A 13787-nucleotide genomic window follows, 5' to 3' on the forward strand; every position below is an offset into this window, starting at 1 on the left:
ACGACCGATCTACTGATCACGACGAGGACGAATTTATGACCAGCGGTGGTTACGACCCCAATCAGTACCCGCAGGGCGGTCAGCCCGGCGGCTACGGCCAGGACCCCTACGGCCAGCAGCAGCCGGGTTACGGACAGCAGCAGCCTTACGGTCAGCCGAACCCGGGATACGGCCAGCCGGTGCCCGGTTACGGGCAGGCCGACCCCTACGGTCAGCAGCAGCCCGCCTACGGCCAGCAGCCGTACGGGCAGCCGCAGCCCGGTTACGGTGCCGATCCGTACAACCAGCAGGGTTTCGGTGGCTCGCAGGCCGGTGACCTCGGCACGCGCTTCGGCGCTCGGTTCATCGACGGCCTGATCGTCGGTATTCCGATGGCGATCGTCAACTTCATCCTGCCCGCCAGCATGTTGGTCACCTTCGTGGTCATCCCGATCCTGAGCACCCTGGCGCTCGTCGGCTACAACGTCGCCATGGAGGTGACCCAGGGCGCGACTGTCGGCAAGAAGCTGCTCGGCCTGCGCGTGGTCGCCCCCGGTGGTGCGCCGAAGCTGACCCCTGAGGTTTCCATCAAGCGCAACATCTACCTGGTGCCCTCGGTCATCTACTGCCTCGGCAACCTGGCCACCGCGGGCCTGGGGATCTACATCGCGGTCACCATCAACAACGACCCGAACAAGCAGGGCTGGCACGACAAGTTCGCAGGCGGAACCCAGGTCGTCAAGGGCTGATTCAGCTCCGACCGCGTAAACACCAAGGGGCGCTTCCGGATTCCGGAAGCGCCCCTTGTGTTGTCCGCGAAAGTCAGTAGGTGGACGAAGAATCCATCCCGCCGACCACACCGAGGACCACGACGAAAACGATGTAGAGCAGCCAGAGCACCAGGGAGATGGCACCGATCCAGATGCCGGCCTGCGCCATCCCCTTGCCTTCACCGCCGCGTTCCTTGATCTGGTTGATCGCCATCACACCGAGGATGATGCCGACGATCGAACCGACACCGCAGCTGCACAGGCCGATCAGCGACGACACCAGCGCGCCGATGGCAAGGCCGTTGGTGCCCTGCGGCTGCGGGTACCCACCGTACGGGTTGTAGGCCCCGGCCGCCGGATACCCGCCGTACTGCGGCTGCTGCGGGTACTGCGGGTACTGCGGCGCGGCAGGCTGCTGATAGTTCGGGTACTGCGGCTGCGACGGTGGCTGCTGCTGCGGGTATTGCGGCGCGGACTGCTGCGGGTTGGACGGGTAGCTCGAAGGCTGCGACGGCGGGGCGGTCGGGTACTGCGGCACCGAACCCGGCGCGCCGGATTCCGGGGACACGCCGGAACCGCCGTACTGCTTCCACCACTCGTCGGAATCGCCGGGATTCGTCATTGCTACAGCGTATTGCATTCCTTGTTGGAGCGCTGGCGCGCTCGAGGCGGTGGCCTGCGTGCCCCTGCTGGGAAGATGTAACCCGTGACTGATGCAAATTCGCTCGACAAACCCGCCGAATCTGGGCACCCCGCGCCGGAGCATGCGGCATTCGCCCAGGTAGCGCGGGGGTTCTATCCGGTAATCGTCGCCGTGTTCACCGCGACGCTGATCATCTCCAATATCTGCGCCACCAAGGGCGTGGAGTTCTTCTCCGGCAGTTCGGTCGTGCTCGGCCCGCTGCAGATCCTGCCGATCGCCACCGACGGCGCCTTCTTCCTGTTCCCCCTGGCCTACATCCTGGGTGACGTGCTCAGCGAGGTCTACGGCTTCCGCGCCACTCGCCACGCCATCTACACCGGTTTCGCGGCGCTGCTGCTCACCGTCGGCTGCTTCTTCGTCGCCGTTCGGCTGCCTGCCGCCGGTTTCTACGAGAACCAGGAAGCGTTCCGCACCGTTCTCGGCACCACCCCGCAGCTGGTGCTCGCCGGGCTCGCCGGGTACTTCGTCGGCCAGTTGCTGAACTCGGCGACGCTGGTGTTCATCAAGGAACGCACCAAGGAAAAGCACCTGTGGGCCCGGCTGATCGGGTCGACCGTGGTCGGCGAGTTCGCCGACACCCTGATCTTCTGCTCGATCGCCGCCCCGGCGATCGGCATCGACACCTGGCAGTCGTTCGTCAACTTCGTGATCGTCGGCTTCGTCTGGAAGACCGTGTGCGAGGTGCTCGTCCTCCCGATCACCTACCGCGTCATCGCGATCCTCAAGAAGAAGGAGCCGACCTACGCCCCCGCGAAGGTCGACGCCCTCCACGACTGAGCCTGGACAGTTGATCACCACGCTCTGGTGGCGGCATCGACCGAGAGCCCCGCGCCACCAGAGCGTGGTGATCGAGCGTCCGGCAGCGCTTACTCCCCCGGCGCTTTGATACGGCCTTGCCACTGGCCGAGGAATTCCTTCTTGAACTCGTCGAAGTAGCCGCCTTCGATGCTCGCCCGGATCCGGTCGACCAGGCGGACGGTGAACCGCTCGTTGTGGATGGTGCACAGCGTCGCCGAGAGCATCTCCTTGGCCTTGAACAGGTGATGCAGGTAGGCGCGGGTGTAGTGCGCGCAGGTGTAGCAGTCGCAGTTCTCGTCGATGGGGGTGAAATCGCGGCGGAAGCGGCTGGTGTTGATGTTGAACCGGCCCTCGTCGACGTAGATCGCCGCATTGCGCGCCACTCGCGAGGGGTTCACGCAGTCGAAGGTGTCGGCCCCGTTCTCGATGGCGACGAACATGTCCTCGGGCTCGCTGATGCCGAGCATGTGCCTCGGTTTGGCCTCGGGCAGCTCGTCGCAGCACCAGCCGACGATGGTGCCGAGATTGTGTTTCTCCAGCGCACCGCCGATGCCGTACCCGTCGAATTCCGTTCCGCCACTGCCCCGGATGGATTCGAGCTCACGACAGGCCTTGCGGCGCAGGTCTTCGTACTGTGCGCCCTGGATCACCGCGAACAGCGCCTGGTAGGGCCGGTGCGTGCGGGCGGCGGTGAGCCGTTCGTGCTCGTCGATGCAGCGTTGCGCCCACTCGTGCGTGCGCTGCAGCGACTTCTCCTGGTAGCCACGGGTATTCATCAGGGTGGTCAGTTCGTCGAAGGCGAACATGATGTCGGCGCCGAGCTGGTGCTGGATGCCCATCGACACCTCGGGGGTGAACCGGTGCTTCGAGCCGTCGAGGTGGGAGCGGAAGGTGACACCGTCGTCGTCGACGGTGGCGAGCCGCTCCTTGCCCGCCGCGATCACCTGATCGGAGCGCACCCCGACGGCCTCCATCGCGAGCACCTTCTTGAAGCCCACACCCAGCGACATCACCTGGAAGCCACCGCTGTCGGTGAAGGTCGGCCCGTCCCAGTTCATGAACTTCCCGAGCCCACCGGCCTCGTCGACGATGTCGGACCCCGGTTGCAGATACAGGTGGTAGGCGTTGGCGAGCAGCGCCTGCGCCCCCAGCTCCTTCATCGTCTCCGGCAGCACCGCCTTCACCGACGCCTTCGTCCCCACCGGAATGAAGGCGGGCGTCGCGATCTCCCCGTGCGGCGTGCTGATGACGCCGGTACGCCCGTGCCGGTCCCCGTCGAGACGGGTACCTACCGTGAAGGAGAATTCGCTGCTGTCGGCCACCCGCCCATGGTGCCAGGGCGCTACTGGGCGGCCGCGAACTGGGCGTTGTACAGGCGGTAGTAGGCGCCGCGTTCCTCTAGCAGGCGTTCGTGGTTGCCGTGTTCGACGATGCGGCCCTTCTCCATCACCACGATCAGGTCCGCGTCGCGGATCGTCGAAAGCCGGTGGGCGATGACGAAACTCGTGCGGTCGCGACGCAGCGCGGCGGTGGCGTGCTGCACCAGCAGTTCGGTGCGGGTGTCGACCGAGCTGGTCGCCTCGTCGAGGATCAGGATCGACGGCTTGGCCAGGAACGCGCGGGCGATGGTGATGAGCTGCTTCTCACCGGCGCTCACCCCGCCGCCTTCCTCGTCGATCACCGTGTCGTAGCCGTCGGGCAGCGAGTGCACGAACCGGTCGACGTAGGCGGCGCGGGCCGCGGCGATGATGTCGTGCTCGGAAGCGTTGGGATTGCCGTAGGCGATGTTCTCGCGGATGGTGCCCTGGAACAGCCAGGTGTCCTGCAACACCATGCCGATGCGTGAGCGCAGGTGGTCGCGGGTGATGGTGGTGATGTCGACGTCGTCGATGGAGATGGTGCCGGCGTCGATCTCGTAGAAGCGCATCAGCAGGTTCACCAGCGTGGTCTTACCCGCACCGGTCGGGCCGACGATGGCGATCACATGACCGGGATCGGCTACCAGCGAAAGCCGTTCGATGACAGGGGTTTCCGGGTCGTAACCGAAGGACACCGCGTCGAACTCCACCCGGCCGCGGTCGACCGGGCGCGAGTTCTCCACCAGCGGGTCGGGGCTCTGTTCCTCGGCGTCGAGGATCTCGAAGATCCGCTCGGCCGAGGCCACCCCGGACTGCAGCAGGTTGGCCATGGCGCCGATCTGGGTGAGCGGCTGGCTGAACTGGCGCGAGTACTGGATGAAGGCCTGCACCTCACCGAGCGAGAGATTGCCGGTGGCCACCCGCAGGCCACCGACCAGCGCGATGAACACGAAGTTCACGTTTCCGAGGAACATGATCGCAGGCATGATCAGGCCGGAGATGAACTGCGCCTTGAAGCTGGCGTTGTAGAGCTTGTCGTTGCGCTCGTCGAACTCCCGGCCGACCTCGCGGCTGCGGCCGAACGCGGTGATGATCTCGTGGCCGGTGTAGGCCTCCTCCACCGAGGAGTTCACCTCACCGGTGTATTTCCACTGGTCCACGAAGTGCGGCTTGGACCGCTTGGCGATCTGCGCGGTGACGACGATGGCCGCGGGCACCGTGAGCAGGGCGATCAGCGCCAGCAGCGGCGAGATCCAGAACATCATGATCAGGATGCCGACCACGGTGAACAGCGAGACGAGCAGCTGGCTCATGGTCTGCTGCAGGCTCTGGGAGACGTTGTCGACGTCGTTGGTGACGCGGCTGAGCACGTCGCCGCGCGGTGCGGTGTCGAAGTAGCGCAGCGGCAGGCGGTGCAGCTTGTTCTCCACGTCGTCGCGCAGGCGTTTGACCGTGCGGTTGATGACGACGTTGAGCAGATAACCCTGCAGCCAGCCGAACACCGCGGCGACCACGTAGAGCACGAGAACCAGCGTGAGCACCCGGCCGACAGCACCGAAATCGATACCGGTGCCAGGGATCACGTTCATGGCCGAGAGCATGTCGGCACGGGTGTTCTCCCCGCGCTGACGCAGCATCTCGACGGTCTCGTCCTTGCTCAGCCCCGCCGGGAGCTGCTTGCCGACGAACCCGTCGAACACCAGGTTCGTCGCCTTGCCGAGCAACCACGGGCCGAGGGTGTTGAGCACCACCGAGGTGACGACGAGCGCGATGATGACCGCGACGGAGAACTTCTCCGGCGCGAGCCTGCGCAGCAGCCGCTTCAGCGACGGAACGAACGATTTCGGTTTCGTACCCGGGGCGCCGGGGACGGGTCCACCCGGCCTCATCGAGCCTCCTCCACACTGAGCTGGGACTCGACGATCTCGCGGTACTCCGGGCACCGCTGCATCAGTTCGTCATGGGTGCCGAGGCCTGCCATCGCGCCGTCCTCGAGGACGACGATCTGGTCGGCGTCGCGAATGGTCTGGATCCGCTGGGCCACGATGATCACCGACGCGTCGGCGGTCTCGGGTTTCAGCGCCGCGCGCAACCGGGCGTCGGTCGCCACGTCGAGCGCGGAGAACGAATCGTCGAACAGGTAGATGCGCGGCTTGCGCACCAGCGCGCGGGCGATGCACAGGCGCTGCCGCTGCCCACCCGACACCGTTGTCCCGCCCTGGGCGACCGGGGTGTCGAGGCCCTGCGGCATCTCGCGCACGAAGTCGGCCGCCTGGGCCACCTCGAGCGCGTGCCAGAGCTCGTCGTCGGTGGCGTCGGGTTTGCCGTAGCGCAGGTTGCTCGCGACGGTTCCGGAGAACAGGTACGCCTTCTGCGGCACCAATCCGATTCCGCCGCGCAGGGTTTCGAGGTCGAGGTGCCGCACGTCGGTGCCGCCCACATACACCGCGCCGTCGGTGACATCGATCAGGCGCGGGATCAGGTTGACGAGCGTGGTCTTGCCGGCACCGGTGGAACCGACCACGGCCGTTGTCGTTCCGGGTGCGACCTGGAAGCGGATGGCTCGCAGCACCGCCTTCTCCGCACCGGGGAAGGCGAATTCGGCGAACTGCAGGTCGACGGTCGCCGGATCGCCGGCGAAGGGCTGCGGCAGGCGCGGCGGGCGCACCGAGGACTCGGTCTCGAGCACCCCGCCGATCCGGTCGGCCGAGACCGCCGCACGCGGGGCCATCATCGCCAGGAACGAGGCCATCATCACGGCCATCAGGATCTGCATGATGTAGGACAGCATCGCGGTGAGCGAGCCGATCTGCATGGTGCCGTCGTCGACGTGATGCCCGCCGAACCAGATCACCCCGACGGCGGTGACATTGGAGATGAGCATGACGATCGGGAACATCAGCGCCATCAGCTTGCCGACGCGCAGCGAGGCGTCGGTGAGCGAGGTGTTGGCCATCCCGAAGCGCCAGATCTCCTGACGTTCCCGCACGAACGCGCGGATCACCCGGATGCCGGTGATCTGCTCGCGCAGCACCCGGTTCACCCCGTCGATGCGTTCCTGCATCTGCCGGAAGCCCGGCACCATCTTCGCGACGACCAGCCCCATGCTCAGCGCCAGCGCGGGCACCGCGATGAGCAGCAGCCACGAGAGCCCGGCGTCTTCGCGCACCGCCATGATGATGCCGCCGACGCACATGATCGGTGCCATCACCAGAATCGTCACCGACATCACGATGAGCAGCTGCACCTGCTGGATGTCGTTGGTGGAGCGGGTGATGAGCGAGGGCGCGCCGAACAGGCCGACCTCGCGCGCGGAGAACGTCTCGACCCGGTGCAGCACCGCGCCGCGCATGTCCCGGCCCGCGCCCATCGCCGCCTGCGCACCGAAGTACACCGAGGCCGACGAGGCGATGATCTGCACGCAGCTCACCGCGAGCATCCACAGGCCGGTGGTCCAGATGTAGCCGATGTCGCCCCTGGTGATGCCGTTGTCGATGAGGTCGGCGTTGAGGCTCGGCAGGTAGAGCATCGCGATGACCGAGACCAGCTGGAGCACGAGGACCCCGGCCAGCTGGGCGCGGTACGGGGCCAGGTAGGTCCGCAGCAGGGTGATCAACATGATGGACGCAGGCTACCGCGTGCGGCGAGGCCGCGCCCCCGGGTTATCCAGGCGTTTCACCAGGCCTGTGGATAAACCAGAACCTGTGGATGAATCACGCGTCGGCGGGCGTACGTGGCTCGCGCCGCGCCCAGGCGCCGGGATCCGCGATCAACTCATCGATGAAACCGGGCAGTCGGTCGGCGGCGATATCGGCGATCGACACATTCTCGAGCACGGCCCGGATATTCACCCGCAGCGCGATCCACACCTTCTGCAGCGGCTCTCCCGCACCGGGGTAGCGCACGTCCTCGGGACGCTGCCCGCGCACCGAGGCCAGCGGCGACTCGACGCCACGGATCACATCGGCCACCGAGATCTCCTCGGCGGGCCTACCGAGGCGGTACCCGCCGTCTGGTCCGCGCCTGCTGCGCACCAGTTCGGCGCGACGCAGCTCGGCGAGCACGGTCTCGAGGACCTTCGGCGGGATCTGCGCCGCGGCGGCGATGGCCTCGGCCTTCACGACCCCGTCGGCCGCGGCGAGCTCGAGCAACGTTCGCACCGCGTAATCGACCCTTGCGGTGATATGCACGGTCTCGAACCTACGCGGTCGCGCCGCCGGACAGCACGGCGGTCGCCGCGTCGAGCAGCGTCTGCTCGACGAGCGCGTCGGTGGCTCCCGGCGCCAGCTCGATCGACAGCAGTGCCACCCCGAGCACCTCGATGGCACCGGCCGCGCGCAGCATCGACTCCGGCGTCGGATTCGGTCCGGACAGCCAGGTCCGCAGCTCGCGAGTGGGTTCCATGAGATCCGGGTAGCGGTCGGCGATGGCGTTGACGATGGCGGCGGTGTCGCGCACACACAGCGCGCCCGCGTCGCGGTGGCGGATCATGCCGCGCAGATAGGTGCGCAGGACGGCGCGGATGCCCTCGCTGTCGTAGGGCACGGCGTCGATATCGGTGACGATGTCGCGCATGTGATCGATGATCGGGTCGATGATCGCCAGCAGCAGATCGAGCTTCGACGCGTAGTGGTAGTACAGCGACGCCTTTGTGATTCCCACCATATCGGCGACTTCGCGCAGGCTCGTCTGCTCGAAGCCTTTCGCGGCGAACAGCCGGAGCGCGGCATCACGAATCGCCTGTTTAGTGCCTCCACCTGCGGTAACGGTGTCGGCGGTGTCCCGGGCAGCCATGTGGTAATCCTCCCATGAATCGTTGGTGATCTAGCCGGCGCCCATAAAATTGAGGTTGCCCCTCCGCTTACGCCGTCGGTAGTCTACCTACCGCACGGTAGACAAATCATTCGCGATGTGGAGGCGGGGACACGTGTCCGTATACCTGTACAGATGGGGAAAGTTCGCTTTCCGCCGTAAATGGATAGTGTTGCCGGTCTGGCTACTGCTGTTCGTGCTGCTCGGCGCGCTCGGCGCCACCCTCAGCAAGCCGATGAGCAACGACTTCAGCATGCCCGAGCTGCCCTCGGCTCGCGCCAACGAAATCCTCGACAAGCACTTCCCCGGCATGTCCGAACAGTTCAAGTTCGACGCCGTGGCAGGCACGTACGTGATCGCCGCGCCGGAAGGCCAGCAGCTCACCGATCCGGCCAACCGTGCCGCGATCGAAGCGTTCATCGGCAAGCTCGGTGAACTGCCGATCGTCGACAAGACCAAGCCGCTGGCCAACCCGATCGAGATGACCGACAAGATGGGCTGCCTGAGCAACCCTGACCCGTCGACCTGCTCGGGCGCCCCGCTCAACGTGCTCAACGAAACCGCGCCGAAGACCGTCGCCACCCTCAACGTGCCGTTCACCATCGAGAACGTCACCGACGTGACCGACGCCGAGCGCGACGCCGCCTTCGAGGTCGGCGCCGATGCCCGCAACGCCGGCCTGACCGTCGAACTCAGCGGTTCCATCGCGATGAAGCAGGAACAGCCGAGCGGCAAGTCCGAGCTCATCGGTATGGGCGTCGCCCTGATCGTCATGGTGATCGCGTTCGGCGCCATCGTCGCCGCGGTCGTCCCGATCGTCACCGCCATCGTCGGCCTCGGCGCCGCGACCTCGACGATCATGCTCGGCACCTCCTTCATGGAAGTGCCAGGCTTCACCACCTTCCTCGCCTCGATGATCGGTATCGCGCTGTCGATCGACTACGCGCTGTTCATCGTCTCGCGCTACAAACACGAACTGTCCGTGCGTGATTCGGCCGAGGAAGCCGCCGGTACCGCACTGGGCACCGCCGGTTCGGCCGTGGTGTTCGCCGGTCTCACCGTCATCATCGCGCTCGGCGCGCTGAGCATCGTCGGCGTGGAGTTCCTGACCTTCATGGGTCTCGGTGGCGCCATCGCCGCCGCGTTCGCGGTGCTCACCGCCGTCACCCTGATGCCCGCCCTGATGGGCGCCTTCGGTAAGGCCCTGTTCAAGCCGAAGCTGCCGCTGGTGGCCCAGCACGATCCCGAGGACGACAGCTCGGTCACCAACGGCCAGCGTTTCGCCCGCCTGATCGGCAAGGCGCCGTGGGTCGCCCTGATCCTGTCGGTGGTCGTGCTCGGTGCGCTCGCCGCACCCGCCGCGGGCCTGAACCTCGGTCTGCCCGGCGAGGACAGCCTGCCCAAGACCTCGACCGTGCGTAAGGCCTACGACCTGCGCACCGAGGGCTTCGGTGAGGGCAGCAACGGTGTGCTCATGGTCGTCGCCGACCTGAGTGCCACGCCCGAGGGTCAGCGTGAGGCGGCGCTCGGCGCGCTGCGCGACAAGCTCGCCTCCTACGAGGGCATGGACTACGTCACCGAGCCGCAGTGGAGCGAGGACAAGCAGGGCGCCATGCTCAACGGCGTCCCGGTGTCCGGTCCGAACAACCAGGAAACCAAGGATCTGGTGCAGTCGGCGCGCGGCGCCGAGGCCGAGTTGCAGGCGCAGTACGGCATGCAGTACGGCATCACCGGTACCACCGCGATCTACGCCGATGTCGACCACGCGCTGCTCAGCAAGATCGTGCCGTACCTGGCGATCGTCGCCGGTGCCGCGTTCATCCTGCTGATCCTGGTGTTCCGCTCGATCCTGGTTCCGCTCACCGCGGCGCTCGGGTTCCTGCTGTCGATGGCTGCCACCTTCGGTGCCACCGTGCTGATCTTCCAGGAGGGCACCTTCGGGCTGATCGAGGACCCACAGCCGCTGGTCAGCTTCCTGCCGATCATGTTGATCGGCTTGGTGTTCGGTCTCGCGATGGACTACCAGGTGTTCCTGGTGACCCGCATGCGTGAGGAATTCGTGCACGGCCGTTCGCCGAAGGACGCCATGGTCGCCGGTTACCACCACGGCGCCCGCGTGGTCACCTCGGCCGCGATCATCATGATCTCGGTGTTCGGCTCCTTCATCATGGAAACCGACGTCACCGCGAAGTCGTTCGGTTTCGCGCTGGCCGCCGGTGTCGCCATCGACGCCTTCGTGGTCCGCATGGTGATCGTGCCCGCGCTGTTGGTGATCATGGGCAAGTGGGCCTGGTGGATGCCGAAGTGGCTCGACCGCATCGTTCCCGATATCGACGTCGAGGGCGCCAAGCTCGAGCAGCTGCGCAACTCGGGTTCCGAGACGGTGAAGCACCCGGTCGCCGTCGGCTGACCGTAATCCCCTACACGACCCCGCGATCCGCCCCATGGATCGCGGGGTCGTCGCATGTGCGGGCCCGGTTGCTTGATATCGCGGTATCGCGGCAGCAGACTCAGGTCTAGTTCGACCCGGCTCTACCTCCACGTTCTGCATCGAATCACCGAGGAGAAACCCGTGTCCGTCTATCTGTACCGGTGGGGAAAGCTGGCCTTTCGCCGCAAATGGATCGTGCTCCCCGTCTGGTTACTCTGCTTCATGGTGCTCGGCGGACTCGGTGCCCAGCTGCAGAAACCGATGACCGACGACTTCAGCATGCCGAACCTGCCGTCGGAGCGGGCGACCGAAATTCTCGACAAGCACTTCCCCGGTATGTCGGAGGCGTTCGCGTTCGACGCCGTCACCGGCACCTATGTGATCGGCGCGCCCGCCGGGCAGAAGCTCACCGACCCGGCCAACCGGCAGGCCGTCGGGGGAATCATCCAGCGACTCGAGCAGTTGCCGATCGTCGATCACACCGAACCGATCGTCGACCCGATCACGGCCACCGAGGAGATGGGTTGCCTTACCGCGCAACCCGATCCGTCGACCTGCAGTGGCGCGCCGCTGAATGTCCTGAACGAGTCGGCACCCGACACCGTCGCCTACTTCAGCGTGCCGTTCACCATCGAAGAGTTCGCCGATGTGAAGCCCGAGGACCGCGAGGCCGCCTACGCCGTCGGCGCCGACGCCCGCGCCGCCGGGCTCACGGTGGAGATGAGCGGCAGCCTGCCCATGGAACAGGAGATGCCGAGCGGTAAGTCCGAGATGATCGGTATGGCCGTTGCCCTGGTGGTGATGATCGTGGCGTTCGGCGCGATCGTCGCGGCCTTCGTGCCGATCATCACCGCCATCGTCGGCCTCGGCGCCGCGACCTCGCTGATCTTCCTGTCCACCACCGTGCTCGAGATCCCGAGCTTCACGACGTTCCTCGCCTCGATGATCGGTATCGCGCTGTCGATCGACTACGCGCTGTTCATCGTCTCGCGCTACAAACACGAACTGACCGTGCAGGGTTCGGCCGAGGAAGCCGCCGGTACCGCGCTCGGTACGGCGGGCTCGGCGGTGGTGTTCGCCGGTCTCACCGTGATCATCGCGCTCGCCGGGCTGGCCATCGTCGGTGTCCGGTTCCTGACGTTCATGGGTCTCGGTGGTGCGGTGGCGGCCGCGTTCGCCGTGCTCACCGCGATCACCCTCATGCCCGCGCTGCTCGGTGCTTTCGGCAAGGCCCTGTTCAAGCCGAAGCTGCCGCTGATCGCCCAGCACGATCCCGAGGACGACAGCGTCGTCACCAACGGCACCCGCGTCGCCCGGGTGATCGCCAAGTTCCCCGCGGTGACGATGATCCTGGCCATCGTGGTGCTCGGGCTGCTCGCCGCGCCCGCGCTGAACCTGAATCTCGGCCTGCCCGGCGAGGACAGCCTGCCCAAGTCGACCACCGTGCGTAAGGCCTACGACCTGCGCACCGAGGGTTTCGGTGAGGGCAGCAACGGTGTGTTGCAGGTGGCCGTCGACCTGGCCGACACCCCCGCCGATCAACGGCCCGCCGCGCTGAACGCCTTGCGCGACAAGCTCATGTCCTACCCCGACATGGAACTGGTCACCGAACCGCAGATGAGCGCCGACGGTGCGGGCGCGCTCATCAACGGCATTCCCAAGGCCGGACCCAACGATCAGTCGACCAAGGATCTGGTGCAGTCGGCCCGCGATGCCGAGGCAGCGCTGCACGAGCAGTACCAGATGTCGTACGGCATCACGGGAACCACCGCGATCTACGCCGATATCGACCACGTGTTGTTGAGCAAGATCGTGCCGTACATGGCGATCGTCGCGGGCGCCGCGTTCATTCTGCTGATCCTGGTGTTCCGCTCGATCCTGGTCCCGCTCACGGCGGCGCTCGGGTTCCTGTTGTCGATGGCGGCGACGTTCGGCGCGACCGTGCTGGTCTTCCAGGAGGGCAAGCTCGGGCTGATCTCGGACCCGCATCCGCTGGTGAGCTTCCTGCCGATCATGTTGATCGGCTTGGTGTTCGGGCTCGCGATGGACTACCAGGTGTTCCTGGTGACCCGCATGCGCGAGGAGTACGTGCACGGCTCCGAACCGACCGAGGCGGTGGTGAAGGGTTATCACCACGGCGCGCGCGTGGTCACCTCGGCGGCGATCATCATGATCTCGGTGTTCGGTTCGTTCTTGCTCGAATCCGATGTCACCGCGAAGTCGATGGGCTTCGCGCTGGCGGCGGGCGTCGCGCTCGACGCGTTCGTCGTGCGCATGGTGCTCATTCCCGCTCTGCTTGTGCTGCTGGGCAAATGGGCGTGGTGGATGCCCGCCTGGCTGGACAAGATCGTTCCCGATATCGACGTGGAGGGTTCCAAGTTGCGCGAGATCCACCGCAACGACCGCGAGATGGCGGCCGCGGAACTGTGAGGCCCGGGCCGGGCACTCCTTCGGGTGTCCGGCCTACTTGCTCGGCTGCGGAACCTCGCATTCGGTGACCCTCGGGTTCAGCCCGATGTAGTTGCCCGGTCCCGCCGCCGCCGTGACGGCGATCGTCGCCCAATCCGAGCACTCCCTCGGGAGTTTCGAGAAATAGTGCCGCTGACCTGCGGCGAGCAGCCCCACGGCCACCCACCCGAGCACGATCAGAACCAAGAGCTTCCCCCCGAGCCCGATCCCGGACTTCGCGGGTGGCGGCACACGCCCGCGCATAATCATCGTTCCTTCCCGGATTTCGGTGTAACTCAGTCTATTACGCGAGTACTACACCGCAGGTCGGACGCAGGTGAATAGCCGTCGACAGCTCTCGATCAGCGCGTTGTGGGTTTCGCGGGTTCACGCCGGGCCGCGGCGGGCGGGCATACCCCGTGCCTGATGGCGTTCGCGGCGTGAATGCCGAGTGCGAATTCCTTCAATTTCTTCCACATGAATCCATG

Annotated in this window: 11 protein-coding genes; 4 read left to right on the forward strand and 7 right to left on the reverse strand. The window is 66.2% G+C overall.

Annotated elements, in window-relative coordinates; translation table 11 throughout:
- The first annotated feature begins 35 nt into the window (after positions 1-35).
- The gene (locus tag ACWEVR_RS06400) at positions 36-728 is read left to right on the forward strand and encodes an RDD family protein (protein WP_357150899.1); all 693 of its coding nucleotides are present in this window, start codon (positions 36-38) and stop codon (positions 726-728) included.
- 73 nt (positions 729-801) lie between these two features.
- On the opposite strand, the gene ACWEVR_RS06405 is transcribed toward ACWEVR_RS06400, so the two are convergent.
- Positions 802-1371, reverse strand: coding sequence for a DUF4190 domain-containing protein (locus ACWEVR_RS06405; protein ID WP_452466071.1), 570 nt, complete (start codon positions 1369-1371; stop codon positions 802-804).
- An 84-nt stretch (positions 1372-1455) separates the two neighbouring features.
- Between ACWEVR_RS06405 and ACWEVR_RS06410 the strand changes: the two genes are divergently transcribed.
- Positions 1456-2229 (forward strand): queuosine precursor transporter, encoded by a 774-nt coding sequence (locus tag ACWEVR_RS06410; RefSeq protein WP_067640328.1) that lies wholly within the window; start codon positions 1456-1458, stop codon positions 2227-2229.
- Positions 2230-2318: 89 nt separating this feature from the next.
- On the opposite strand, the gene tgt is transcribed toward ACWEVR_RS06410, so the two are convergent.
- The 5 genes from tgt to ACWEVR_RS06435 form a co-directional block, all read right to left on the reverse strand.
- Positions 2319-3572: a tRNA guanosine(34) transglycosylase Tgt gene (tgt, locus tag ACWEVR_RS06415; protein ID WP_439265684.1), complete on the reverse strand. Its 1254-nt coding sequence runs from the start codon at positions 3570-3572 to the stop codon at positions 2319-2321.
- A gap of 20 nt (positions 3573-3592) precedes the next feature.
- Positions 3593-5497: an ABC transporter ATP-binding protein gene (locus ACWEVR_RS06420; protein ID WP_452466072.1), complete on the reverse strand. Its 1905-nt coding sequence runs from the start codon at positions 5495-5497 to the stop codon at positions 3593-3595.
- The gene (locus ACWEVR_RS06425) at positions 5494-7227 is read right to left on the reverse strand and encodes an ABC transporter ATP-binding protein (protein ID WP_452466073.1); all 1734 of its coding nucleotides are present in this window, start codon (positions 7225-7227) and stop codon (positions 5494-5496) included. Before ACWEVR_RS06425 ends, ACWEVR_RS06420 begins: the two co-directional genes overlap by 4 nt.
- Positions 7228-7321: 94 nt before the next feature.
- Entirely contained in the window at positions 7322-7798 is a 477-nt protein-coding gene (locus tag ACWEVR_RS06430; RefSeq protein WP_452466074.1) for an RrF2 family transcriptional regulator, read from the reverse strand.
- A gap of 10 nt (positions 7799-7808) precedes the next feature.
- Positions 7809-8402 (reverse strand): TetR/AcrR family transcriptional regulator, encoded by a 594-nt coding sequence (locus ACWEVR_RS06435; RefSeq protein WP_452466075.1) that lies wholly within the window; start codon positions 8400-8402, stop codon positions 7809-7811.
- A 133-nt stretch (positions 8403-8535) separates the two neighbouring features.
- Between ACWEVR_RS06435 and ACWEVR_RS06440 the strand changes: the two genes are divergently transcribed.
- Together ACWEVR_RS06440 and ACWEVR_RS06445 are read left to right on the forward strand one after the other, a co-directional pair.
- Entirely contained in the window at positions 8536-10830 is a 2295-nt protein-coding gene (locus tag ACWEVR_RS06440) for an MMPL family transporter (protein ID WP_452466076.1), read from the forward strand.
- Between the two features lie 162 nt (positions 10831-10992).
- Positions 10993-13281 carry an MMPL family transporter gene (locus ACWEVR_RS06445; RefSeq protein WP_452466077.1) on the forward strand — a complete coding sequence of 763 codons (2289 nt, stop codon included), beginning with the start codon at positions 10993-10995 and terminating at the stop codon, positions 13279-13281.
- Between the two features lie 33 nt (positions 13282-13314).
- Here the strand turns inward: ACWEVR_RS06445 and ACWEVR_RS06450 are convergent, their stop codons facing one another.
- Complete coding sequence (locus tag ACWEVR_RS06450) at positions 13315-13563, reverse strand: hypothetical protein (protein ID WP_067494949.1); 249 nt, start codon at positions 13561-13563, stop codon at positions 13315-13317.
- Between the last annotated feature and the right edge of the window lie 224 nt (positions 13564-13787).

Source organism: Nocardia sp. NPDC003979 (assembly GCF_053605015.1).